Below are 23,946 nucleotides of genomic sequence, written 5' to 3'. Positions count from 1 at the left end.
CTCATGCGGCGAACCGGGTGACTGAAAATGGTTCCAGTGGGATCTCTGATGTTCCGGTGACTATCAGCTCTGCCATCGCGTCGCCCACACCGGGGCCCAACTGGAAACCATGCCCGCAAAATCCGAAGGCATGGAACAGACCTGGTGTCGTTCCCGAAGGCCCCATGACGGGCAGCATGTCCTGGATATAGCCCTCGCATCCTGACCAAGTGCGAATGACCGTCACATCTTTGAGCGCGGGCAGCAGAGGCAGCATCGCCCTGATCTGGGTGGACAGCCCAACGGGGTCTGCTTTGGCGTGGCCAGGATACAGGTCCACGGGGCGACGCGCCACGCCACCGCCAAAGACGATGTTACCGCGCTCGACCTGCCGAAAATAGGCACTGCCATTCTTGGCGCGGCTCCACAGGCCGACCACAGGCAAAATGCGATGCGGCAGCGGTTCTGTGACACCCATTTGCGGTCCAAAGGCTTCGATCGGCACAGGTTCATGAAAACGCGCGGCAATTTCTCCGCCCCAAGCACCTGCGCAGTTCAGCAATGCATCTGCACTGTAGCGTCCCTGACTGGTTTCGACGCTGAAGCCGGTCTCTGTTTGGTGTAACGATTTCAGTTCAGCCTCTTCTACAAGGTTCACCCCAAGCTTGCGTGCGGCGTTTGCAAAGGCGGGCGCAATCAGTCGCGGGTTGCCGCTGCCATCATTCGGCGCAAAACTCGCCGCAATGGCTGATGGACCAAGTCCGGGAAACCGTTTGTGAATCTCTTTCGGCGTCAGTTCATCCAGATCAAAGTCCCAGGATCGCGCCGCAGTGGCAAAGCTGCGCATGTCTTCCAGGCTGTCGTGGTCAAAGATCAGGCGCAGGTGACCGGTTGCACGGAATTCCACGTCTTGGCCTAACAGATCTTCGGCCTCCGCCCAGAGCGAACGTGATCTATGGGCCAGCGGCATCTGGGGGAGGAACCGACCCGTTCTGCGAATATTTCCGAAACTTGCAAGCGTGGCACCGGTTCCAATTCGATTGCGCTCGATCAGAGTGACCCGCGCACCGCGTTTGGCAAGGAAGAAGGCGCAGGCCGTCCCCATCAACCCGCCTCCCAGCACAATAACGTCCATTTTTCGCTCCAGGATCCAGCCGCCGTTCCGGAACAGTCAAACAGGGCTGGCCGTCATGGTCAAAGACAGGTTATGTGTGCTACCATAAGTCAAACCTATGGAGGTGCAATGCGCGCGCGTCAGCTTGAAGTCTTTACCGCAGTCATGAGGGCAGGCACCGTAACAGCGGCGGCGCGGGTGCTGAATATCTCCCAACCTGCGCTCAGCCAGATCTTGATGCATACAGAAGACGAGCTGGGTTTTCAGCTGTTCACCCGCAAGAAGGGACGTCTGCACCCAACGCCAGAAGCCTTGGAGCTCTACCCCGAGGCTGAACGATTGTTCGCGGGCTTGGAGGGGATCAGGCGGAAAACAACGGATCTGAAGCTGGGAAAGGCCGGGTTGGTACGGCTGGCAGCATCGACGCCTCCGGCTCTGGCTGTCGTTCCACAGGTGTTGCGCGCATTTCACGATCTTCACCCGGACGTCCTTTTGCGCTCACATGTTGCCCCGCTCGACGCGATGATTGCGATGTTGCGCACCGGTGATACCGGCTTGGCCCTGGCCCTGGATGACCGGCTTCCCGCTGATATTGAGGTGGAAACACTGGCGCATGTCGGGTTTTGCTGCTTGCTGCCCGCTGATGACATGCGCGCGGATCTGCAGATCCTGGATTTCGCTTCGCTTTGTGATGGGCCGATGATTTCCTATCGTTCCAACACCCGCCCGCATGAGGAGCTTTCCAAGGCCGCAGCGCAGGCGTCTTCTAAATTTATGCCGCAATTTGAGATAGATACGTCGATATCAGCGGCAGGTCTTGTGCAGGCTGGGTTAGGTGTTGCAGTGGTGGACGATTTGATGCCCTGGTCTCAGTTCGAGGGGATCGTGGCACGTCCGATAGGCGTTTCAGTGCAACTTCCGCTGGCTATGTTGAAGCTAAAGGGCAGATCGCTTTCTCGCGCGGAAACTCTGTTGCGCGACCAGATCCGGAAGCAGTGCAAAAATCTATAGGTTTTACTTATGGAGTCTGCCCGGAAGCGTCTTGGACGCTGCTTCCGCTTTCTGAAAGTTTGCAAAAAACAGCTTTTTGAAAGGGATCCTCATGGACGGCAGCCCAAATGCCCAACCCGTTTCCGATTGGAAGATCGGCGTCGATATTGGTGGCACATTCATGGATTTCTGTGCGCTGGACACAACAACGGGTCGTGTTGCCTCGCTTAAAGTTCTGACAACACCGGATGATCCGGGGGCTGAACTGCTGACGGGACTGGACCTTTTGGCCGAACGGGAAGGGCTGGACCCAAAGCAGGTCAGCCGCTTTGTGCACGGCACAACGGTCGGGATCAACACGATCCTTCAGCGTCGCGGCGCGGACTTGGCGTTGATCACCAACGAAGGGTTCGAAGATGTAATCGAGCTCGCGCGGCTGCGAATGCCGGACATGTACTCGTTGTTCTGTCATCGGGCGGACCCGCTTGTGCCGCGTGATCGAGTCTTTGGCATCCCGGCGCGCCTGCGGGCAAACGGGCAAGAGACAAAGGCACCCGATCCCGAAGCGATTGCCAATGCCGTCGCCCAGATCCAAGCGTCAGGCGCGTGTGGCGTGATTGTTTCGCTGCTGCACAGCTGGCGCGATGACAAGCAGGAGGCAGCGGTCAAAGCTGAAATTGAGCGTCTAGCACCCGAGCTTTTTGTATTCACCTCTGCCGAGGTCTGGCCGGTTATTCGTGAATATGAACGCACCTCTACCGCTATTTTGAATGGCTACGTTCATCCGCGTGTATCTGGATACCTCGAAGCGCTGGAAGGTAACTTACGGTCCCAAGGTGTTCCCGCACCTGCGATGCTGACCAAATCCAACGGCGGTGTCATGAGCGCGGGGCAGGGGCGGCGCGATTGTGTTTCCATGCTCTTGTCGGGAACGGCTTCGGGTGTCATCGGCGCGGCTTGGCTTGCGCGCCAGGCCGGAGAGGAAAAGATCCTGACGCTTGATATCGGGGGAACTTCTGCTGATTTCGCGCTGATTATTGATGGGCAAGCGCAGTTTGGCTCGGGCGAGCTGATCGGCGATTTTCCATTGTATATTCCGTCCGTCTCTGTGAGCTCAATCGGGATTGGCGGAGGGTCCATCGCCCATGTGGATGCTCAGGGGGTTCTGCGGGTGGGTCCGCAATCGGCAGGCTCTACGCCGGGGCCCGCATGTTATGGCCGTGGGGGAACGCAGGCAACTGTCACGGATGCGATGGTGGTCTGCGGATGGCTTGGACATTCGCAGATGGCTTATGGACAGTTGACGATGGATCGGGATCTGGCGGCTGACGCTGTTGGAGCGCTGGCGCAGACATTGAACCGCAGTGTCGAGGAAACCGCGCAGGCAATCCTGGACATTGCTGTGTCAGAAATGTTCGTTGAAGTTGAGAAACTTGCCTCGCGCAGCGGGATTGACCTGCGTGATTTTACTCTGATGCCCTTTGGCGGCGGGGGCCCCATGCTGGGAGCGTTTTTGGCGCGTGAGCTTGGGTTGGCCAAGGTCATGGCGCCAAGTCGGCCCGGTGTCGTGTCCGCACTTGGCGGGCTGGTCGCCGAGATGCGGGGTGATTTCTTGCGGACAGTCTATGCGGATCTGACTGCCGAAAGCCTTTCTGCCTTGCGTGATAAGCTGCAGGATCTGTCGTGCGACGGTGCCGCCTGGCTTCGGGCCCAAGGGCATGAGGGCGCGATGGTGGAGAAACTGGCCGCCGACATGCGGTATGCCGGGCAAAGCTACGAGATCGAAGTGGCGATACATCCTGAGTGGCTGAAGGATGGGGTGCGTTTGGCGCAGGCGTTTCATGACACCCACCGTAAAATTTATGATTTTGACGATCCCGATGGAACGGTTGAGATTGTGAACCTGAAACTCTCTGCAATCGGCGCGGGACCTGAGCTGAATTTACCAGAGGCGGCGGACCACGGCGCGGTTGTAACTGCTGCAAAACATGTCCCTGTCTATCTGGGCACCACAACGGATGTCCCGTTGTATGACCGGGCGACCCTGTCTGGCGGAGCGGCCTTCAGCGGGCCAGCCATTGTGGCGCAGGAAGATACAACCTTTGCCATTCCAGCAGGGACCAAGGCGGTGGTCGACCGTCATCTGAATATTCACCTGACCTTTGTGGAGTGACGCTGATGTTTGACAAAATGAACCTTCAGGTGCTTGCCAATCACGCGCGCGCCGCAGCTGAGAATATGGCCTTTACGCTGCACCGGACAGCCCATTCCGCTTTTGTAAAGGAGACACAGGATTTTACTGTGATGCTGATGGACCAGCAGGGGGATACCTTTGCGGTCCCTATGGAGCTGGGGGCCACCTGGTATCCGGGCCTGACCTATGGGCGTGCCATAGATATGATTGCGGACTACAGACCTGGCGATGTTGCCTTTACCAATGATCCCTATTCCGGTCATGTTGCCACCCATGCGCCGGACACCCACTTGTGGAAGCCGATCTTTGTAGGGGATGAAATCGTTGCCTGGGCTGGAGGTCACATCCACAACACGGATATGGGAGGCGCGGTCCCGGCCTCGCTGTCGCGGTCTCTGACCGAGATCCATCAGGAAGGCATCCGTTTCCCGCCCATGAAACTGGTACAAGGCGGGCAGTTCGACGATCAGATCCTGCGGATCATGGAAACAAATGTTCGCAAACCGGATCTGAATATCGGTGACATCAAGGCTTTGGTCGGAGCGCTTAACACCGGTGAACGCAAAGTGCTGTCAATGGTAGAGCGTTTTGGCAAAGCGGGGTTTGTCTCGGGGGTTGCGGCCTTGATGGATGAGGCGGAAGCACAGGCGCGGGACATTCTGCGGGCAATTCCGGATGGGGAATGGGTTTTTGCCGATTATGCCGATGAAGACAGTGACGAAGCCAATCCCTGCCGTCTGAAGCTGACACTTCGGATTTCGGATGATCAGGCGGTGCTGGACTTCACCGGCTCCGATCCGCAACTGGCAAGCTCGCTCAACGTGCCATCTGGTGGGGATCCCCGTCATACCATGTTGCTGGTCGGGGTTTACTACGTTCTTTATACGCTGAACCCAAACATCCTTCTGAACACCGGTCTGACCCGACCCTTTACGTGCATCGCACCGGAGGGGACCGTGCTGAACCCGGTGTCGCCCGCAGCCGTGGGGATGCGGTCGTTAACCTGCGCACGCCTTCGTTCGGTGATCTTTGGGGCATTCTGTCAGGCGATCCCAGATCAAATGCCCGCTGCTCCCGCAGGAAACAACTGTATCGTCAATGTGATGACCCGCGACGAGCGGACCCAGAAAACGGTGATTGCGGCGGTGAACCCTGTGGTCGGTGGCGGCGGTGGGATGCCCCATCGTGATGGTACAAACGGGTCAGGCGCCGATGCGGCCTATCTCAAGAATACTCCGATTGAGATCACCGAAGCCGAAGTCCCGGTGGAGTTTGTCAAATACGGGCTGGCTCAGGATTCCGGCGGAGCCGGGCGCTGGCGCGGCGGGCTTGCCACCCAGATGGCATTCCGTGTCTTTGCGCCGGACAGCCGGATCACCGCACGCAATCGGGACCGGTCGTTTTTCCGCCCGTGGGGGACCAATGGCGGACGGGCTGCGGGGCTGTCCGATATGGTGGTGAATCCAGGCACGCCCGAAGAACGCGCGCTTGGCAATACGGATACGGCCGTTTTGCAGCCGGGGGATGTTCTTGAGATCCGGTCTGCGGGCGGGGGCGGACGCGGCAATCCCTTTGAACGTGAATCCTGGCGGGTCGCACTGGATGTGGCGCGCGGCTATGTTTCGGCTGGTGCCGCTGCGCGGGATTATGGCGTTGTGATAAACGATGGTGAGGTGGACAACACTGCAACCGCTTCTCTGCGCGCGCGCGCATCCAGGACTGTCGGGTTTGATTTTGGACCGGAACGACAGGGCTATGAGGCACAATGGACCGCCGCGGCTTATGATCGCTTGACCGAAATTCTGATGGCTCTTCCCATCCATTGGCGTTTCTTCACCAAAACAGAAATTTTCCGCCGCATGGAGGGGCGCACCGGGGCCGAAGGTGTATCGGCAGCCTTTGCGGAGGTCTGTGAGCGCTTTCCAGAGGTTCCGTCGACCCCTTCTGATGTTTTGGCAGCAGAGTAACGGGCATGGCGAGGGGGCGTATTTATAGGCTGGCAGAGACCGACCGCAAGGATGTTGAATTCCGGCTGGATGGTAAAGTCTGTAGCGCGCTGGAAGGTGACACAGTTCTGACGGCCGTTCTCTCAAACACCGACCATGTGCGCCAATCCGAATTTGGTCCGGAAGCGCGCGCCGGCTTCTGCCTGATGGGGGCCTGTCAGGATTGTTGGGTCTGGCAAGAAGGCGGACCACGTGTGCGGGCCTGCTCTACGCTGATAGAGGCCGGAATGCATATCCTGACAGCACCGATGCCGGCTTGGCCCGACACGGCCTCGGGGGAGTAATTGAAGTGGAGCAGCATACACGCGTTTTGATAGTCGGGGCAGGACCTGCGGGCATCCGTGCGGCTGAAACCTTGTGTGAGGCTGGTTTGCATCCAGTTGTTGTGGATGAAGGGCAACGGGCAGGTGGGCAGATCTATCGCCGCCCGCCTGCGGGATTTCATCGGACCGCCCGGCAGCTTTACGGCTCGGAAGCGGGCAAGGCCCAAAGACTACACGCGCTCTTTGATCGTTTGGTTTCGCAAGGGGCTGTCGACTACTTGCCCCGAGCTTCGGTTTTGGGCATTGCAGAGGGCCAAGCGCAGATCATGACCGATGGCACCCTGCGCCAGATCGCATTTGATCGCCTGATCCTGGCAACCGGAGCGATGGACCGTGTGATGCCCGTCCCAGGCTGGCAATCCGCAGGTGTTTATACGCTGGGAGCAGCGCAAATTGCCCTGAAGTCACAAGGCGTTGCAATGGGAAAGCGCATTGTCCTGGCTGGCACAGGCCCGTTGTTGACGCTGGTTGCGCATCAGCTGATAAAAGCCGGTGCCCATGTTGCCGCGGTTTTGGACACATCCTCTTTATCGACGCAGGTTTCCGCATCGCCGCATCTTCTGGTGCGTCCCTGGTTTGCCGCACGTGGGGTGATGATGCGGGCTGGGCTTGGTCGACGTTATCATGCGGGTGTAACGCTTGATGAAATCACCGGAACCGCTAAGGGGCCTTCCGCAGTAAAATGGCGTGATGGACGTGGCGTGGCGCAGTCCACCGCATGCGACATGGTGGCAATGGGCTGGCATTTGCAGTCCGAGACACATCTTGCGGCGCTTGCAGATATTGCCTTTGAATATTCAACCCAATGGTCCCAGTGGTTGCCTGTGGCGGACAGGTTGGGGCGTGCAGGCAACGGGCGCTATGTGGCTGGTGACAGCGCCAGAATTCTGGGCGCCGATGGAGCGGAACTGACAGGGCGGTTGGCGGCGATTGCCTGTCTGCAGGATCTGAACCTGCCGCATCCCAAAACGGGCCTGCTTCTGCACCGGCTCAAGCGTGTGGAGCGTTTTGCATTGGGGCTGTCACGCGCTTTTCCCTGGCCCAAAGAAGCTGTGATCAGCCAATCGCCCGAAACGGTTCTGTGCCGGTGCGAGAATGTTACGATTTCGGACCTTCAGTCAGCGGTCGCTGAGGTTGGGACAGAAGCGAACCGGGTCAAATCCATCTCGAGGGTTGGTATGGGCCGTTGTCAGGGGCGTTATTGCCAATTGGCCGCCGCAGAGTTGATTGCTGCAAGGCTTAACCTTTCGGTGGAACAGGTCGGCAAACTCCGTCCTCAGGCTCCGGTTCGCCCCTTGCCTGTCAGCGCCGCCCTGTCCGAGAGTAAGGACTGATCTTCAACATCTTCTGCCGCATGCGCACAGGATACAGTATCATATGTTGCAGTTTCCCCGCCATTTCTGATCCCAAGAGCTCATCTGAGGACGCGTTATGACCCTTGCCTTTGAACCTTCTGAGGTTTCACTACCAACCGGCCATTTTATTAACGGCGCATATGTGACCGGCGCAGCAGCTATTTCAGTGCGTGCGCCATCCAGCGGCCAGGTTCTGGGAGAGATCCCTTGCGCGGACGCGGATATCGTGGATCAGGCCGTGTCAGCGGCACGGGCTGCTTTGAAAGCGTCGGGCTGGGCAGATCTGCAACCTCGTGAACGCCTGCGCGCGATGCATGCCTGGGCCGATTTGATCGAAGCTGAAGCGCCAAAACTGGCCCAGCTCGAGGCGATCTGCTCGTCTCGTCCGGTTGCCCAGGCGCTGACCGGTGATATTGCGGTGACAGCCGAACAGATCCGCTTTTTTGCCGAATTTGCAGACAAGGAATGCGGAGAGCTGGTTCCGACTGGCGCAAATCAGTTAGGTATGATTGCGGCGGAACCCTATGGTGTTATCGGGGCCATTACGCCATGGAACTTCCCTATCTCGATGGCAGGCTGGAAGCTCGGACCCGCGCTGGCCGCAGGCAATGCTGTGGTGCTGAAACCGTCGGAAATGACGCCGTTCTCCACGCTTTATCTGGCCGAACTGTCCGTACGTGCGGGTATTCCCGCAGGATTGATCAACATCGTTTTAGGGGACGGTCCGACCACCGGCAATGCGATCACAGGTCACCCGGGCATCGACAAGGTGAGCTTTACCGGATCCACCCGTGCGGGCAGCGCGATTATGGAAAACATTGCGCGCAGCGGAATCAAACCGATGACGCTGGAGCTTGGCGGGAAGTCAGCTCAGGTCGTTTTTGGCGATGCCGACATCGACCGCGCGGTAAACAGTCTTGCCATGGGCATTCTGCCAAACGCCGGCCAGTTCTGTGTGGCGGGATCCCGCATGATTGTACACCGCTCCATTGCGGACCAGATTGCCGATGGCCTGAAAGCGCGTTTTGCGCAGCAAACTCCGGTTGAAACCTGGGCGGATCCGGCGGGCTTTTCTCCGATCATTTCGGAAAAACAGCTTCGACGGATTGACGGAATTGTTCAAGCTGCGCAGGGGCATGGTGCGGAGATCCTCTGTGGCGGGGCAGCCTTTGATCGGCCGGGCAGTTACTACCAACCGACGCTGATCGCGGGTGTTGATGATCGGAACCCGGCTGTGACCGAAGAGATTTTTGGTCCCGTCGCCACCTTCCAGACTTTTGAGACCGAGGAAGAGGCCGTCGCTCTGGCGTCTCATCCGACCTATGGCCTGTGTGCGGGTGTGCATACCCAGGACCTCTCACGCGCCATACGCATCACTCGCGCGATGGAAGCGGGCACTGTTTGGGTCAACCGCTATGGGCGGTCTCGTGACCATATCCTGCCGACAGGTGGCTGGAAAGCCAGCGGCCTTGGCAAAGACCTCGGGCGCGAGGCCTTCCTGGCCAATCGCCGTACAAAATCCGTCCTGATCGACCTTTGAGGGGAATGCCAAATGAAAACCCATAATATCGCCCTGATCCCCGGAGATGGCATCGGCGTAGACGTCACGGATGCGACAATGGAGGTATTGTCCAAGGCTGCTGACAAGTTCGGCTTTGGGTTGACAAGTAAAAGCTTCCCTTGGTCCTGCGAATATTACCTTGAAACTGGCGCTATGATGCCCGCTGACGGGATCGATGTGTTGCGAGGATTTGACGCTGTCTACCTTGGAGCGGTGGGCTGGCCTGAAACCGTGCCGGATGCGGTCTCGCTCCATGGTTTGTTGTTGCCGATCCGCAAGGCATTTACCCAATACGCTAATATCCGTCCGCACCGCCTGCTTCCGGGGGTCACCGGGCCTTTGCGTTCGGAAGGTTTTGATATCCTTTGCATTCGCGAAAATACCGAAGGGGAGTATTCCGGAGCCGGTGGGCGCGTGCATCAGGGGGCGGACAATGAGGTTGCGGTTGAGACATCCATTTTCACCCGCACCGGTGTTGAACGGATCTTGCGGTTTGCCTTTGAACAAGCCCGCGCGCGACGTAAACATCTGACGTCCGTGACCAAATCCAACGCCCAGAAGTATTCAATGGTGTTCTGGGATGAACTTACGCTTGAAATCGCCAAGGACTATCCGGATGTAACCCTCAGCCAGATGCATATTGATGCAATGGCTGCAAAGATGGTGATGAACCCCGAAGCACTGGATGTCATCGTTGCATCCAATCTATTCGGCGATATTCTCACAGATCTCGGGGCCGCGATACAGGGTGGGCTTGGTTTTGCGGCCTCGGCAAATATCTGCCCGGATCGGTCCGCGCCTTCGATGTTTGAGCCGGTGCATGGCTCCGCACCCGACATTGCCGGCCAAAATATTGCCAATCCGATTGCAGCCATCTGGTCTGGTGCGATGATGTTGGATCATCTGGGCGAGCATGAGGCCGCTACAGCCGTCTTGGGCGCTATCGAGACCGCAACCGGTCAGGGGATTGGCGTCACACCAGGTGGTCACTCCACGGATGAGATCACGGCGGCGATTACCAAAGCCCTGTAAACGAAGATCGGGCGTGGCAGTCCCTTGCCTCGCCCACGGCGCAGTTGGTACAGGGTTGGCATCAACTTGCGAAGGCGCCAATCTCCTGTGTCAAAAGACCTGCCGACCAATCTGCGGCTGCTGTGCAGCTATCATAAATCCGTGGCGGAGGTTTGCCGTCAGCTCGGATTGAACCGTTCCCAGTTCAACCGGTACCTTAGCGGCGAAACCTTTCCGTCTTTGCGCGTCATGCGCCGAATTTGCGACTTTTTCGGCGTTGAGGAAGCCGAGTTGCTGATGCCCCATGGGCAGTTTTCTGAGCTTGTGCGCCTTAAGCCGAGTGAATCCGGAGTGCGAGCGGAGAAGAACATAGTGGCGGCGATTGCAGACGATCTGCGATTGGGCTCTCGCACGGCTCTGGACGCCTATGTTGGCTATTACTTCTGCTATTACAATTCCATGTCCCATCCCGGTATGATCCTACGCTCTTTGGCGCGGATCTATCGCACCCCCTTTGGGGTTGATGTCAAAAGCATTGAAAGCGTCGGCCTGCCTGGAGCGCAGAAGTTCACCTGCAAATACCAGGGGGCCTGTTTTATGATGGGGGATCGGATCTTTATGACCGTTATGGAAACCCTAACCCGCAGCGAAGTGATGCAGATCATCCTTTATCCCAGTTACAATAACAGGATACGCTATTTGACTGGGGTGGTTTCCGGGGTTGCGGTGCGCGCGCCTCGTGCGCCAACCGCAACACAAATCATATATCAGCATCTGGGAAAGAAAGTGGATCTGCGCAAATCCATCCGCAAATGCGGCCTTTATGGACCTGAAGATGCGGAAGTGCCTGAGGACATCCGAAAAATGCTCTGCCGGGGCAGCCTCACCGATGGGCACTTGCTTGAGGCGCCGCTGACCTAGCGTTTCGCCTGTTGCTCGCATTGGCACTGATGATGCGACCTTGTCCAAAAACAGCGTCAAGTCGCGTCATTTTTCAACAGGCTACGATATCCCGTGTTGCGTGTATCCTAAATCGGCGTATGTGGCGTGGCGCAGTTTCAGGAGAAGCCCCAAATGCGCAGCGAATACGATTCCCTTGGCCAGTATGACGTCCCGGATGATGCCCTTTATGGGGTGCATACTTTGCGCGCCAAGCATAACTTTCACATTTCCGGTGTCCCGGTTTCTGACTTTCCGGAACTGGTCCGCGCGCTCGCAATGGTCAAGAAAGCTGCCGCCGGAGCGAACCAGAAACTCGGGGTGCTGCCATCGGAAAAAGCGGAAGCTATTCATGCGGCATGTGACCAGCTTCTGGCGGGGGCGCATCACCAGGATTTCATTGTGGACATGATCCAGGGCGGGGCGGGAACTTCCACGAATATGAACGCAAATGAGGTGATTGCCAATCTCGCCTTGCGTCATATGGGGCATGGATTGGGGGAATATGCGCATCTCCACCCCAATGATGATGTGAACAAATCCCAGTCAACCAACGATGTGTACCCCACGGCGCTGCGCCTTGCCGTGCTGCAAAAGCACAAAGGGTTGATTGATGCCCAGGAACAGCTTTGCGCAGTATTTGAGGCCAAGGCGAGTGAGTTTGACGGGATCGGCAAGGTTGGACGCACGCAGTTACAGGACGCCGTTCCAATGACGCTGGGTCAGGAGTTCCGTTCCTTTGCCAATACAATCGAAGAAGACATCGAACGTCTTCGGGATGTTTCGAAACTGTTGCTCGAGGTGAATCTGGGCGGCACTGCAATTGGTACCGGGGTCAACACGCCGGACAACTACGCCGATGTTGCAGTGGCGCAGCTTCAGCGTGTCTCCGGCTTTCCGGTTGTCGCGGCCCGCAATCTGGTTGAAGCCTCGTCAGACCTGGGGGCTTTTGTCGCCTTCTCGGGCATTCTAAAACGGATTGCCGTCAAGTTGTCGAAGATTTGTAACGACTTACGGCTTCTCAGCTCGGGCCCCCGGTCCGGGTTTGGTGAAATTCGTTTGCCTGCGGTTCAGGCCGGGTCATCTATTATGCCGGGCAAGGTCAATCCGGTGATGCCGGAGGTGGTGAACCAGGTGGCGTTCCAGGTTATCGGAAACGATCTTACAGTCACAATGGCTGCGGAATCTGGTCAGCTTCAGTTGAATGCGATGGAGCCGGTTGCGATTTTTAACATCCTGCAGTCCATGCGCATTCTGGAGCGTGCCATGACCTGTCTGGCGGAACGGTGCGTCGCCGGGATCGAAGCCGACGAGGACCGCTGCACTGATCTACTCACCAACAGCCTGGCTGTTGTGACATCGCTGGTGCCGCAGATCGGCTATGAAAAATCGGCTGAGGTTGCGAAATTTGCACTGAAACACAAACTCTCGGTGACCGAGGCGCTGGACCAGTTGGGGATCGACGCGCGCCCGTCAATATAGAAGGCACCGGGATGGCCGGGCAGGGGAGGAGGCATAAGATCTCTACCCTGCCCGATTCCAGGCTCCTTCAGGAACATCATTCAGGGCAGTACGCCAGGCATCTGTCGGTGCGACCGGCTGTCGCGCCAAGTCCAGCGCAGCTTTTGCAGCCTTTGCCAAATAGATATCGCGCTGCTCAGCATTGGTGCGGGGAACGCCATAGCTCAGCAGCGGTGGTGCAACATCATATCCCATATAGCCCAGGACCAGCTTTTGGATCGGCATCAAAAGCGGCTCTATGGGGCCATAGGCTCCTCCTTTTGAAAATCGTTCCACAGTTCCGCCGGTTGTCACGCTGACCATGGCACGTCGCCCTTGAAACAACCCGCTGTCAAACCGGCGACCATCCACATAGGAAAAGCCGTAAGCCATGACCCGGTCAATCCAGCCTTTCATCAGGGCAGGGGGGCCGCCCCACCAGAGCGGAAACTGCAGGATCAGGGTATCAGCCTTGGCGACCCGTTCTTGTTCGCGCGCGATGTCAGGGGCAAAGGTATCCGTGCGCGCGGCCTGTGTTTGTTCGGCCTGCACATGAAACAGGTCAGGATCCGCGATACCGGCCATATCATGACGGCCAAGATCCGCGCGAAACCCCTCTGCTGCCAGGTCGGAGACTGTTACCTGATGCCCTGCCTGCGTTAATGCGGCTTCCATCGACTGCGCCAACGCATGATTGAAAGACTGCGGCTCTGGATGAGCGACAACAATCAAAAAGTTCCGAGGTTTTGACATGGCTTAGAACGCGACCTTATCCGCACCTTTAAGGTCCAGCATCTCGCGCGCCTCATCTGGTGTTGCTACCTCATACCCCAAGTGTTCGACCATCTCACGTGCCAGGGACACCTGTTGTGCATTGCTGACGGCCAGTTGGCCTTTGCGCGCAAAGAGTGAATCTTCCAGACCCACGCGGATGTTCCCGCCCAGAAGAAGCGATTGCATTGCCAGAGGCATCTGATGTTTGCCTGCTCCCAGAACCGACCAATGGTATTTGTCACCGAACAGGCGGTCTGCCGTCCGGCGCATATGGGCCACGTCTTCGGGGTGCGCGCCGATACCGCCCAAAATACCAAAGACGCTTTGGACAAAGAACGGCGGCTTGACCAAGCCGCGCTGAACAAAATGGTTGAGCGTATAAAGATGCCCGATGTCGTAGCATTCGACCTCAAACCGGGTGCCACTGTCGCCGCAAGTGCGCAGGATCTTCTCGATTTCGGCAAAACTGTTGTGGAAAATCCGCGAACGCGACCCTTCGATAAAGTCTTCCTCCCAGTCGAATTTGAACTCTTTCATCTTGTCGAGCAGGGGATAGAAGCCAAAATTCATCGACCCCATATTCAGCGATGCGATCTCGGGCTGGAACGCCGCAGCCGGGCGCAGCCGCTCTTCTACGCTCATCTGTGGAGAGCCGCCTGTGGTGATATTGATCACCACATCTGAACGCTGTTTGATCACTTTGAGGAAAGGTTCGAACCGCTCGGGCGATTGATCCGGTTTGCCCGTCTCAGGATCACGCGCATGCAGATGTACGATCGAGGCACCGGCCTCTCGTGCTGCAAGCGAGGCATCGGCAATCTCACTGGCCGTTATGGGCAAATGCGGCGACATCGTTGGCGTGTGGATTCCACCGGTCACCGCGCAGGTGATAATGATTTTTCGGTTCGCCATTGCTATAGGCTCCTAGAAGAGAGAACGAGGTATGAAGAGTGTGAGTGGCGGTACCAGCGCGATCAAGGCCAATACGCCCAGGCATATCCCGACCAGAGGCAAAGCCTCGCGGATGACCCGCGTGACCGGTTCGCCGGAAATGGCCGATGTAATAAAGAGCAAGATGCCCACCGGCGGTGTCGCCATACCGATCACAACATTCAGAACAACAACCGTACCGAACTGAACCGGGTCCATTCCGATGATTGCCTGGATCTTTAGCAGGATCGGCATGGTGAGAATCAGGATCGAAATCGGTTCCAGAAACATGCCCAAGACCAGTAGAAAGAGGTTCAAAAGCAGCAGGATCAGCCAGGGGTTTTCGGTTATCTCCAGCATCATCTCTGCGATCAGTGTTGGCACCTGCTCCAGGGTGAAAACAAAGGAGACGATGCTGGCCATTGACGTAATGAAGAGGATCGAGGCCGACACCAGTGCCGTTGCGATAAGCGCGTTCCAGACCCGTTCAACCGTCAGATCGCGGTAGATAAATCCGATCACCAAAGCATAGGCCACGGCCACGGCTGCGGCCTCGGTCGGGGTGAAGATCCCGGCCTTGATACCAACCAGAATGATAAGGGGCAGGATCAGAGCCGGCAATGTGCGCTTGGTCGCGGTCAGACGGGCGCGAAGATCCATTTTCTCGGTCACCGGGAAGCCGTCGCGCCGAGCCCGCCAACTGGCATAAGTCAAAAGCCCTGCGGCGATTGCAATACCGGGAACAACGCCGGCCAGAAACAATTGTCCAATCGAAGCCCCGGAAAGAACACCATAGATGATCATGGTGATCGACGGCGGGATGATTGGCCCCATGACCGAGCTGACAGCAATCAATGCGGCCGCATAGGCTGAAGGCATGCCCTGACGGGACATCGTCGGGATCAGGATTGTGCCAAGGGCCGAGGCCTCTGCCGTTGCGCTGCCGGAGATGCCTGCAAAGAAGCCAGATGACAGGATCGATACAGAGGACATACCGCCGCGGCGGTGGCCGACCATGGCGCGGGCAAAATTGACAATCCGGTCAGTCACACCCCCAACGTTCATCAATGAACCAGCCAAAAGAAACAATGGGATTGTCAGCAATACGAACTGGTCGATCCCCGCAATCATCCGCTGCGGCAACATCAACGCCATCATGCCGTTTCCGGAGAGGTACAGATAGGCAGTGCCGCCGATCCCCAACGCCAGTGCAATCGGGATGCCGCTGGTCAGGAGGCCCGCAAAAATCAGGAAGAAACTACCCATCAGTCGAGCTCTTTATTGTTCAGAAGTTGCAGGCGGAAATGGGCGACCAGATCCGCAATCACATGGAGCGCCATCAACACAAGGCCCACAGTGACCGAGACATAGACATAGCGGATCGACAGACCCAATGGCCCGCCTGTCAGGCTTTCCCAGATGAAGTCGAGTGCCGGAATGGTCTGACGATCAAAACGGGAGGCAAAGTCGTAACCATGCCATGCCATCAGCCCCAGAAAGCCGAGGATCGGCACCGCCATCACCGCCCGCAGGATCCAGCGGCCACGCGGTGGCAGATGGCCGGGCAGGAAATCCAGCGTCACAAATTCTCCCTTGGAATAGGCAAGGCCCAGAACCAGAAAGGTTTGCCAGATCAGTAAGTAGCGGCACAGCTCTTCGGCCCAGATCAAGGAGTCGCCCAACACATAACGGGCAAAGACCTGCGCGATCATAATCCCGACAATCAGGGCCATGCATAGGCCCGCAAGCGTGCGCACGACCTTGACGTACCCTCGCACCAGGCCAAGGAGTTTGTTTGTTTCGACGGTCACGTCGGCCTGCCTTTCTTCGGTAATTGTCCCCGCGCAACGGGAGAGGAGGCGCGGGGAAAGTGGCTGTCACCCATGCGGTTTAACCCGCGGCGGAAATCAGCTCACTGATCAGCGGGTCCTTGGCTGCCCAATTCGAGGTCAGCTCAGCCACATTCGCCCGCATCTGGGACAGATCCGCCAATTCGACAATCTCCACACCTTTTGCAGCAAGGGTTGCGCGGCCTTCGGCATCCTGTGTCTTGGCGTAGTCAAGCGTTGCCGAAACAGAGCGACGACCGGCTTCGGTGACAACCGCCTGTTCTTCTTCATTCAGGCCAGACCAGTAGCGATCCGACATAACTGTAACCATATGCCAGGGGTAGTGGCCGGTCAGTGTGAAGTTCTTGCCCACTTCCCAAAGGTTTTCACCCAGCATCGAAGAAACGTTGATTTCAACCGCGTCAATCACCCCGGTTTCCAGCGCTCCGTAGATCTCACCATAGGGAAGGCCAACAGGTGATGTGCCCAAGGTCTCCCAGATTTCCTTGTGCAACGGCACCGGAACGATCCGCGTTTTAAGGCCCGAAAAATCGGAAATCTGAGCGACTGATTTGTTTACCGACAGGAAATGACGCTGCCCCGTGTCGGCCGTGGCCAACGCCTTTAAACCAGCCGCGCGCAGATCTTCCTGAATCTGTTGTCCGACATAGCCAAGAGACAGTTCACCAAAATGGTCGTAGTCCCGAACCAGGAACGGCAATTGCCATGCATTCATGCCCTGTCGTCCCGTTACCAGCGGGATCAGAACACCTGACACGGCCGTCACATCCATGGTCCCTGCAACCGTTCCTTCCAAAAGCTGTTTGTCGCTACCCAGCTGACGGTTCGGGAAAATCTGGGTGTTAAAAGCACCCGGCATCAGCTCTTCGAGCGCTTCGGCAAAGCTGGTGGCCAAACGATGGCCCGGGTGAACCTCGTTTGCACCATGCGCGATGCGCAGTTTCTTGGCCTTTGCGCGTGCAACATGTGGCATGGCCAGCGTCGCACTCATGGCAGCGCTGGCGCGCAGCAGCGTCCGTCTTGTGATCATTGGTTTCTCCTCCCAAATTCGAAAATCCCGAGGCCGGTACAACTCCAGCTTTGGTCCACCTCGGGGAATGACCCGGACTAATCGGGCATTGGATAGTCTTCCGCGTTCAGAACCCACCCCGGTTTCAGCGAGAAGTCCTCGCGGGGGGGGCTAAAAATGTCGACCAGCGTATTCACGCCCTTGCCGGTGGCCCGTGTGGTATGGATCACCGGTGGCGGGATCACCAACATTGACGGTGATCCCATCTCGAGGGCCTGATCCTCGCGCCAATCCGCCATGTCACTTGTCCAGTTCCAGCGCAGATAGTGGGTGAAAGTCCCACCCAATGCGAGTGAACCCTGCTCAAAATCATCGTGGTGGTGCGGGGACATCTTGGACGGATCACGAGGCCCGTCAAACGGGTCCAAAACATTGACCATCAACGTCGTACAGCGGAAAATTCGTCCAAATCGCCCTGCTTCGGGCGTCACGTCCAACGAATAGGTTCGAATTTTCCATCCGCCTTTCGGCAACGGCCAAGGTTTGAACGGCGGGATATGTGAACGTGGTTGATCATAGCTCCGGGCATTTGCGCAGGCTTCGGCCAGATCCGTGTTGTCGGTTGAGAACAGGCGCACCAAAACACCGCCGTCCGGCAGGGTTACGGCGCTGTCTCCTGGCGGAATAAAAGCAATAGAGTTTCCCGCAACCACCGACGTCGATCCGTTCCACGCAATCACGGCACCTGTTTCGGGCAGCAGAACACAGTATTCATCGGCTTGCCCATTTCGGTGAAATTCAGCCCCTGCTTCGGCCTCGGTATAGGCGATCAGGAAATTATGTCCGCGCTGCAGCCATGTGCGCCCTGTAGGGTCGATGACCTGGGGATCACTTTCATAAAAACAGCCGATCTGCGGATCGGTGACTAGGCCGGTTTGAGACAACATGCTGCCGCTTTTTGTCGAGGTGAGTGACGCGCGGGGATCAGATTTGTCATACATTGCGTTCAAGCTGCCCGCATGGACGGGCTCCTCCGAGTTTGAAATGTTTCGCATAGCGTAACATTGTTCTTTTAATCGGAACATAAATACGCAAAGATGTTGCTGTCAAGCATTGCGTGTTTGCGTTGCGTCGCGCAGTTTGTGCGGCGGCGATTCAACGAGAGGAGACCCCATGGCGGCAGACAGCCCAGAAAAAAGTGAAACCATCCAAAGTGTCGCGATGGCATTGCAGGTGCTGGAAACGCTCGCCAATGCGCCTGGCGACATCGGGGTCACCGCCTTGGCAAAGGCGCTTGGCACCACCAAAAGCCGCATCCACAGACATCTGCGAACCCTATTGAATCTTGGTTATATTTCGCAATCTGACCAAACGGAGCGCTACCGTATCGGTTCGCGTTTGATTGCCCTTGGACAGGCGGCCTCGGGTTCGGCGGATCTGCCGTCTGTTGCGCAACCCCATATGAAACACCTGCGGGATCTCACCGGGCAGGCCGTGAGCCTTGGGCAAATCGAGGATCAGGGAATCCGTATTCTGAACACGCTGCATGGCAATATGCAGATTGAAGTTGGCGTGCGCCCGGGATCCTTGTTGGGCTTTTCCAATTCGGCACAGGGCAAGGTCGCGCTGGCTGCTATGGAGTCGGCCAAACGACAGGAGCTGATTCCCGCGACGCTGACGGCAGCAACCGAATTTACGATTACAGATCCTCAGGAATTTTCCGATCACATTGCCACTGTCGCCGAACAGGGGTGGGCAACAGCTCCGAACGAGACGATGTTGGGATTGAACGCACTGGCCTGCGTGATCTTCAATGCGGACCAAGACCCCGTGGCCACTGTGGCGCTTGTCAGCTTGACCCAGTATATTGAAACACCGCCCCAGCCAGAGCAAATCCAAGCCGTTCAAGAAGCCGCGGCTCTGATCTCTGCTGATCTGGGGTATCGCCCCTAAAAACAAGCGTTTGTGCGATTCCAAATGTGCCTGCCAGCCCTTGGGCTGAGCGGGCTTAGGGCTTTTGCTGCTCCAACTTTCCCTGTCTGTTCTGCAGATCCCGGTGTCTTGACAGTGCGGTTTTGAACCCTGTACCAAAGGGAGCACGTTCCACAAAACAGAACGATGATCTGTATGGCGAAACATTAGGCGAGCAAAAGGGAGGGCTGCAATGACCGACGTCCAAGCCATCGAAGCAACTGAAGCAGACCGGATTGCGGAAATTCTAAAGGGGGCCGTTGATCCCCATGTGCACAGTGGACCGTCCATTGCCCCACGTGCTGTGGACCACCTGCAACAAGCCCGTATCTATTCGGATGCAGGTTTTGCAGCGATGGTGTCAAAGGATCATGACTATTCCGGTGTAATGTGCGCCCGGATGCTGCGTGATCACCATCCTGAACTGACAACCCAGCTGTTTTCCGGCCTGGTGCTCAACAATGTGGTCGGCGGGATCAACCCTTATGCCGTAGAACATACCGCAGCGATGAACGGGCGGATTGTTTGGCTGCCGACCTTAGCCGCCGAAAACCACCTGAAGTGGGAGAAAGACTCCGGCTGGGCGCATCCTGCTTCAACCCAGAAAATGCGCCCTGCTTCTGCCGTGCCCCTGTTTGACGGCGACAAGCTGCTGCCAGAGGTTCTGGATGTTCTGGATGTCATGGCGGCCACCGGAATGGCGCTGGCCAGCGGGCATATCCATGTGTCCGAGACCAAGATTGTGTTTGCCGAAGCAAAGAAGCGTGGTGTTAAACGGCTGATTTTCACCCACCCCGAAGACATCGTTGGCGCTTCGCTCGAAGACACTCAGGAAATCGCAGCATTGGGTGCCTATGTGGAGCACTCGCTTGCGTTTTTCCTTGAAGGCTCCAAGTTCCGCACCCGCAACAATGAAGACCTGCGGGCATTTATTGATCTTGTTGGCCCTGAGAAAACGATCTTGTGCTCTGACTTGGGGCAGGTCGGAACGCTTAGCCCTCTGGAAGGCTTTCAGCGTGGCGTTGCGACCTGTTTAGCGCTTGGTTACGGCGACGACGACATTCGACAGATGGTGGCCAGCAATGCCGCTGACGTGATCGGTTTGACAGGCTAGGAACAGGAACCCGAGAATATGACAAGAAATTTTCGCAGCCGTATCCGCGCCAAAGAGCTTTTGGTGGGAACATTTGTCAAAACACCTGCGCCACAGAACGTTGAAATCATTGGCCACGCTGGGTTGGACTTTGCCGTGATAGATCAGGAACATGCACCGATAGACCTTGGCCATATGGATATGATGGCATTGGCGGGAAAAGCTATTGGATTGCCTCTGTTGTCCCGGCGTTGGGGGGCCGATCCAGACTGGATCGCGCCCTTGCTTGATCTTGGTCTCACGGGTGTGATGGTGCCCCATGTTCTGGACGCAGCAGGGGCTGGCGCGGTATGCGACGCCGTCCGGTTTGGCCGGAACAAACGAGGTCTGTCCCCGTCTCCACGCGCCGGAGATTACGGCGGGATGAATATTGCGGAATACAAGGCAGCCTCTGATGCCAACAGCGTGGTCTGTGTTCAGATCGAAGACGCAACTGCGCTCGATCATCTGGATGACATAGCGGCCATTGATGATGTCGACCTTATGTTTATCGGCCCGGCTGATCTGTCCCAATCGCTGGGGGTCGCCTTTCCATCACAGGAATTGGACGATGCAATTGATCGCATCATTTCGGCCGGGCAAAAAGCAGGTGTGGCCGTAGGTCTTTTTGTGGGAGACGCTGCCCAGATCAAAAAATGGCATAGCAAAGGTGTGACGGTCTTTGTTTGTGGTTCTGACCAAGCCATGCTGCGGAAAGCCGCGATGCAGATCACTGCCGCAAAGAATTGACAGATCTGAGCCAGACGGCTGGCTCGGACTGCCAAGAGCACATCACTCCGTCTGGGCCTTTCCGGGGGCCAATTTGCCATCCAGGAGAGATAACAAATCGCAAAGAGACACAGGTCGGACCTTTGCTTTCAGCTCCTTGTCGGGATGATGTGCGTGATCCAGTGCTTCAGCATGACATGCTGGCATCAACACATTCAAAAAATCTAAATTTTGATCATCGATTCGTGTTCTGATCGAATCTATAAAATACGCAAACCAAGCGAAAGACAGTAAATTTATTACACTATATCAATAATTTACCTGATATCCCATAGGGCACCTCTGCTTTATTATCATTAAAAGAACTCGCCTTCCATTTGGAAAAAGTGACGCAACCCGTGTCTCATTTTAGCCAATTCGAGACAGTTTTCAGCGTTTTCAGTTTGCCTAAAACATCAGCATTCCACTCTGCCTGATCTTCCTCCTAGCATAGGTACGAAACATGGGAGGAACACATGACACGATCCAAAGAGACGCTCGCATGGATGTACGAAAAGATGGTCACAAGCCGTCAGTTCGAGATCGAGATCGAGAAAATCTATATGGAAGGCAAGACGCCGGTCTTTAATATGGCCGACGGTCCAATTCCCGGCGAAATGCACCTGTCCAACGGCCAAGAGCCGGTTGCCGTGGGCGTTTGCGCCCATCTCAAGCCGGAAGATATCGTAACTGCTACTCACCGCCCACATCATCAAGCTATCGCCAAGGGCGTCGACCTGAACAAGATGGCGGCAGAGATCTTTGGCAAGGCGACCGGCCTGTCCGGCGGGCGCGGCGGTCACATGCATATCTTTGATGCGGATGTGAACTTTGCCTGTTCTGGTATCATCGCCCAAGGCATGGCGCCTGCCGCAGGCGCGGCCTTGTCTCGCAAGATCCAAGGTAAACCGGGAGTTGCTGTAGCTTTCATTGGCGAAGGCGCCGCAAACCAAGGGGCGTTCCACGAGACACTGAACCTGGCCGCCGTTTGGAACCTCCCGCTGGTGGTGGTGATCGAGGATAACGCCTGGGGGATTTCGGTTTCCAAAGAGGCGTCAACGGCGATCGAGTGCAATGCCGACCGTGCAGCCGCCTATGGCATTCCGGGACGCTACGTGTCCGGCAACGACCCGCTCAAGATCTATGATGTAGCAGGTGAGGCCATCGAACGGGCGCGGGCAGGGCAGGGGCCGACCTTGATCGAGGTAGAGACCTACCGTCTGGCCGGACACTTTATGGGCGACGCCGAAGGTTACCGCCCGGATGGTGAGAAAGACGCGCTCTTCTCCAAGGATCCAATCCCCAAAATGCGCCAGATGCTGATTGACGAAGGCACATTTACTGCAGCCGAAGTTGACCAGTTCGAGGCCAAGGCCAACGCTGCCGTCGAAACGGCCATCGCCTTTGCCCGCAGCAGCCCGGATCCGGCGCCTACCGATGCGCTGAGCACGGTTTTTGCCTGAACGTCCGAGGGAGGAAAAATAATGGAAAATGAACGCAAACTGACAATTGCCCGCGCCATGGCCGAAGCCACTGCACAGGAAATGCATCTGGACCCGACTGTCTTTGTGATGGGGGAAGACGTTGCCGATCTTGGCGGCGTATTTGGCAATACGCGTGGTCTGGCGGAGGAGTTCGGCAAGGACCGGATCCGCGACACGCCGATCTCAGAAACGGGTTTCATTGGCGCAGCCGTTGGTGCGGCTCAGGACGGGATGCGCCCGATTGTAGAGCTGATGTTTGTCGATTTCTTCGGCGTTTGCTTTGATGCGATCTACAATCTGATGGCCAAGAATACCTATTTTTCGGGCGGGAAATTCAACGTTCCGATGGTTCTGATGACTTCAACCGGTGGCGGCTACTCGGATGCCGGGCAGCATTCGCAATGTCTTTATGGCACTTTTGCTCACCTGCCGGGTATGAAAGTGGTCAGCCCCTCAAACGCTTATGACGCAAAGGGGCTGATGACGGCCGCCATTCGCGATACGAACCCGGTAATTTATATGTACCACAAAGGGTTGCAGGGTATGGGTTGGCTGGGCACTGAAAAAGGCGCGATCAACCACGTGCCAGAAGAGCCCTATCTGGTCGAAATCGGCAAGGCCTCAATTGCCCGACAAGGGCGTGATGTGACTGTTGTGTCGATTGCGCAGGGTGTGCATCACGCTTTGAAGGCGGCCGATCAGCTGGAGGCCCAAGGGATCAGCGCCGAAGTGGTCGACCTGCGGTCTCTGGTTCCACTGGATCGAGAAACGATCCGCGCAAGTGTTGCCAAAACGGGCCGCCTGATCGTGGTGGATGAAGATTATCACAGCTATGGGATGTCCGGCGAAATCATTGCAACCGTGACCGAAAGCAACCTGTCGGACCTCAAGGCTCCACCGAAACGGATTGCTTACCCCGATGTTCCGATCCCGTTTGCCCGTGTGATGGAGCAATACTGCCTGCCCAATCAGGACAAGATTGTGGCTGCGGCACTTGAGCTTTGCAAAGGCACCGTGGACGCCTGATCCACACCTCATTTTCAACAGTAGACCATT

21 protein-coding genes are annotated in these 23,946 nt (G+C 56.9%); 14 read left to right on the top strand and 7 right to left on the bottom strand.

Features of this window, described 5'->3' with window-relative positions; genetic code table 11:
* Nucleotide 1 precedes the first annotated feature (1 nt).
* Nucleotides 2-1,114 (bottom strand): NAD(P)/FAD-dependent oxidoreductase, encoded by a 1,113-nt coding sequence (locus ACXAEW_RS20725; protein WP_474943244.1) that lies wholly within the window; start codon nt 1,112-1,114, stop codon nt 2-4.
* Between the two features lie 108 nt (nt 1,115-1,222).
* On the opposite strand from ACXAEW_RS20725, the gene ACXAEW_RS20720 reads away from it, so the two are divergent.
* The 9 genes from ACXAEW_RS20720 (at nt 1,223) to ACXAEW_RS20680 (ending at nt 12,954) form a co-directional block, all read left to right on the top strand.
* On the top strand, nt 1,223-2,104 hold the full coding sequence (locus tag ACXAEW_RS20720; protein ID WP_474943243.1) for a LysR family transcriptional regulator: 882 nt from the start codon (nt 1,223-1,225) through the stop codon (nt 2,102-2,104).
* Between the two features lie 91 nt (nt 2,105-2,195).
* Nucleotides 2,196-4,256, top strand: coding sequence for a hydantoinase/oxoprolinase family protein (locus ACXAEW_RS20715; RefSeq protein ID WP_474943242.1), 2,061 nt, complete (start codon nt 2,196-2,198; stop codon nt 4,254-4,256).
* A 5-nt stretch (nt 4,257-4,261) separates the two neighbouring features.
* Complete coding sequence (locus ACXAEW_RS20710; protein ID WP_474943241.1) at nt 4,262-6,244, top strand: hydantoinase B/oxoprolinase family protein; 1,983 nt, start codon at nt 4,262-4,264, stop codon at nt 6,242-6,244.
* Nucleotides 6,245-6,249: 5 nt separating this feature from the next.
* On the top strand, nt 6,250-6,567 hold the full coding sequence (locus ACXAEW_RS20705; RefSeq protein WP_474943240.1) for a (2Fe-2S)-binding protein: 318 nt from the start codon (nt 6,250-6,252) through the stop codon (nt 6,565-6,567).
* 5 nt (nt 6,568-6,572) lie between these two features.
* Nucleotides 6,573-7,940, top strand: a complete 1,368-nt coding sequence (locus ACXAEW_RS20700) for an FAD/NAD(P)-dependent oxidoreductase (protein ID WP_474943239.1) — start codon at nt 6,573-6,575, stop codon at nt 7,938-7,940.
* Between the two features lie 97 nt (nt 7,941-8,037).
* Nucleotides 8,038-9,501 (top strand): aldehyde dehydrogenase family protein, encoded by a 1,464-nt coding sequence (locus tag ACXAEW_RS20695; RefSeq protein WP_474943238.1) that lies wholly within the window; start codon nt 8,038-8,040, stop codon nt 9,499-9,501.
* A gap of 12 nt (nt 9,502-9,513) precedes the next feature.
* On the top strand, nt 9,514-10,554 hold the full coding sequence (locus ACXAEW_RS20690; RefSeq protein WP_474943237.1) for a tartrate dehydrogenase: 1,041 nt from the start codon (nt 9,514-9,516) through the stop codon (nt 10,552-10,554).
* A gap of 87 nt (nt 10,555-10,641) precedes the next feature.
* Nucleotides 10,642-11,454: a helix-turn-helix domain-containing protein gene (locus ACXAEW_RS20685; protein WP_474943236.1), complete on the top strand. Its 813-nt coding sequence runs from the start codon at nt 10,642-10,644 to the stop codon at nt 11,452-11,454.
* A gap of 153 nt (nt 11,455-11,607) precedes the next feature.
* On the top strand, nt 11,608-12,954 hold the full coding sequence (locus ACXAEW_RS20680) for an aspartate ammonia-lyase (RefSeq protein WP_474943235.1): 1,347 nt from the start codon (nt 11,608-11,610) through the stop codon (nt 12,952-12,954).
* Nucleotides 12,955-12,996: 42 nt separating this feature from the next.
* Here the strand turns inward: ACXAEW_RS20680 and ACXAEW_RS20675 are convergent, their stop codons facing one another.
* The 6 genes from ACXAEW_RS20675 to ACXAEW_RS20650 all read right to left on the bottom strand — a co-directional run bounded on the left by ACXAEW_RS20675 (nt 12,997) and on the right by ACXAEW_RS20650 (nt 18,482).
* Nucleotides 12,997-13,725 carry an NAD(P)H-dependent oxidoreductase gene (locus ACXAEW_RS20675; protein ID WP_474943234.1) on the bottom strand — a complete coding sequence of 243 codons (729 nt, stop codon included), beginning with the start codon at nt 13,723-13,725 and terminating at the stop codon, nt 12,997-12,999.
* 3 nt (nt 13,726-13,728) lie between these two features.
* Complete coding sequence (kce, locus tag ACXAEW_RS20670; protein ID WP_474943233.1) at nt 13,729-14,658, bottom strand: 3,5-dioxohexanoate:acetyl-CoA acetone transferase; 930 nt, start codon at nt 14,656-14,658, stop codon at nt 13,729-13,731.
* A gap of 12 nt (nt 14,659-14,670) precedes the next feature.
* Complete coding sequence (locus ACXAEW_RS20665; protein WP_474943232.1) at nt 14,671-15,942, bottom strand: TRAP transporter large permease; 1,272 nt, start codon at nt 15,940-15,942, stop codon at nt 14,671-14,673.
* The gene (locus ACXAEW_RS20660; protein ID WP_474943231.1) at nt 15,942-16,487 is read right to left on the bottom strand and encodes a TRAP transporter small permease; all 546 of its coding nucleotides are present in this window, start codon (nt 16,485-16,487) and stop codon (nt 15,942-15,944) included. The genes ACXAEW_RS20665 and ACXAEW_RS20660 overlap by 1 nt, the downstream gene beginning before the upstream one ends.
* Nucleotides 16,488-16,566: 79 nt before the next feature.
* Nucleotides 16,567-17,556, bottom strand: coding sequence for a TRAP transporter substrate-binding protein (locus ACXAEW_RS20655; protein ID WP_474943230.1), 990 nt, complete (start codon nt 17,554-17,556; stop codon nt 16,567-16,569).
* A 77-nt stretch (nt 17,557-17,633) separates the two neighbouring features.
* Nucleotides 17,634-18,482: a cupin domain-containing protein gene (locus ACXAEW_RS20650; RefSeq protein ID WP_474943229.1), complete on the bottom strand. Its 849-nt coding sequence runs from the start codon at nt 18,480-18,482 to the stop codon at nt 17,634-17,636.
* 226 nt (nt 18,483-18,708) lie between these two features.
* Here ACXAEW_RS20650 and ACXAEW_RS20645 point away from each other — a divergent pair, with 226 nt between their 5' ends.
* The 5 genes from ACXAEW_RS20645 (at nt 18,709) to ACXAEW_RS20625 (ending at nt 23,916) form a co-directional block, all read left to right on the top strand.
* The gene (locus tag ACXAEW_RS20645) at nt 18,709-19,488 is read left to right on the top strand and encodes an IclR family transcriptional regulator (protein WP_474943228.1); all 780 of its coding nucleotides are present in this window, start codon (nt 18,709-18,711) and stop codon (nt 19,486-19,488) included.
* Between the two features lie 211 nt (nt 19,489-19,699).
* Complete coding sequence (locus ACXAEW_RS20640; protein WP_474943227.1) at nt 19,700-20,620, top strand: DUF6282 family protein; 921 nt, start codon at nt 19,700-19,702, stop codon at nt 20,618-20,620.
* Nucleotides 20,621-20,638: 18 nt separating this feature from the next.
* Nucleotides 20,639-21,388: an HpcH/HpaI aldolase family protein gene (locus ACXAEW_RS20635; RefSeq protein ID WP_474943226.1), complete on the top strand. Its 750-nt coding sequence runs from the start codon at nt 20,639-20,641 to the stop codon at nt 21,386-21,388.
* Nucleotides 21,389-21,882: 494 nt separating this feature from the next.
* Nucleotides 21,883-22,869: a thiamine pyrophosphate-dependent dehydrogenase E1 component subunit alpha gene (locus ACXAEW_RS20630; RefSeq protein WP_474943225.1), complete on the top strand. Its 987-nt coding sequence runs from the start codon at nt 21,883-21,885 to the stop codon at nt 22,867-22,869.
* 21 nt (nt 22,870-22,890) lie between these two features.
* Nucleotides 22,891-23,916 carry an alpha-ketoacid dehydrogenase subunit beta gene (locus tag ACXAEW_RS20625; RefSeq protein ID WP_474943224.1) on the top strand — a complete coding sequence of 342 codons (1,026 nt, stop codon included), beginning with the start codon at nt 22,891-22,893 and terminating at the stop codon, nt 23,914-23,916.
* Nucleotides 23,917-23,946: the final 30 nt, after the last annotated feature.

The organism is Epibacterium sp. ABZ3_068 (assembly GCF_056159265.1).
This window is presented reverse-complemented; position numbering and strand designations above follow the sequence as displayed.

What these genes read in the sequence shown, in the direction of transcription:
- ACXAEW_RS20630 (WP_474943225.1), top strand. Translation starts at nt 21,883, where the DNA reads ATGACACGATCCAAAGAGACGCTCGCATGGATGTACGAAAAGATGGTC.
- ACXAEW_RS20650 (WP_474943229.1), bottom strand. Translation starts at nt 18,482, where the DNA reads ATGTTGTCTCAAACCGGCCTAGTCACCGATCCGCAGATCGGCTGTTTT.
- ACXAEW_RS20640 (WP_474943227.1), top strand. Translation starts at nt 19,700, where the DNA reads ATGACCGACGTCCAAGCCATCGAAGCAACTGAAGCAGACCGGATTGCG.
- ACXAEW_RS20665 (WP_474943232.1), bottom strand. Translation starts at nt 15,942, where the DNA reads ATGGGTAGTTTCTTCCTGATTTTTGCGGGCCTCCTGACCAGCGGCATC.
- ACXAEW_RS20680 (WP_474943235.1), top strand. Translation starts at nt 11,608, where the DNA reads ATGCGCAGCGAATACGATTCCCTTGGCCAGTATGACGTCCCGGATGAT.
- ACXAEW_RS20655 (WP_474943230.1), bottom strand. Translation starts at nt 17,556, where the DNA reads ATGATCACAAGACGGACGCTGCTGCGCGCCAGCGCTGCCATGAGTGCG.
- ACXAEW_RS20635 (WP_474943226.1), top strand. Translation starts at nt 20,639, where the DNA reads ATGACAAGAAATTTTCGCAGCCGTATCCGCGCCAAAGAGCTTTTGGTG.
- ACXAEW_RS20715 (WP_474943242.1), top strand. Translation starts at nt 2,196, where the DNA reads ATGGACGGCAGCCCAAATGCCCAACCCGTTTCCGATTGGAAGATCGGC.
- ACXAEW_RS20710 (WP_474943241.1), top strand. Translation starts at nt 4,262, where the DNA reads ATGTTTGACAAAATGAACCTTCAGGTGCTTGCCAATCACGCGCGCGCC.
- ACXAEW_RS20705 (WP_474943240.1), top strand. Translation starts at nt 6,250, where the DNA reads ATGGCGAGGGGGCGTATTTATAGGCTGGCAGAGACCGACCGCAAGGAT.
- kce (WP_474943233.1), bottom strand. Translation starts at nt 14,658, where the DNA reads ATGGCGAACCGAAAAATCATTATCACCTGCGCGGTGACCGGTGGAATC.
- ACXAEW_RS20625 (WP_474943224.1), top strand. Translation starts at nt 22,891, where the DNA reads ATGGAAAATGAACGCAAACTGACAATTGCCCGCGCCATGGCCGAAGCC.
- ACXAEW_RS20725 (WP_474943244.1), bottom strand. Translation starts at nt 1,114, where the DNA reads ATGGACGTTATTGTGCTGGGAGGCGGGTTGATGGGGACGGCCTGCGCC.
- ACXAEW_RS20675 (WP_474943234.1), bottom strand. Translation starts at nt 13,725, where the DNA reads ATGTCAAAACCTCGGAACTTTTTGATTGTTGTCGCTCATCCAGAGCCG.
- ACXAEW_RS20645 (WP_474943228.1), top strand. Translation starts at nt 18,709, where the DNA reads ATGGCGGCAGACAGCCCAGAAAAAAGTGAAACCATCCAAAGTGTCGCG.
- ACXAEW_RS20720 (WP_474943243.1), top strand. Translation starts at nt 1,223, where the DNA reads ATGCGCGCGCGTCAGCTTGAAGTCTTTACCGCAGTCATGAGGGCAGGC.
- ACXAEW_RS20695 (WP_474943238.1), top strand. Translation starts at nt 8,038, where the DNA reads ATGACCCTTGCCTTTGAACCTTCTGAGGTTTCACTACCAACCGGCCAT.
- ACXAEW_RS20690 (WP_474943237.1), top strand. Translation starts at nt 9,514, where the DNA reads ATGAAAACCCATAATATCGCCCTGATCCCCGGAGATGGCATCGGCGTA.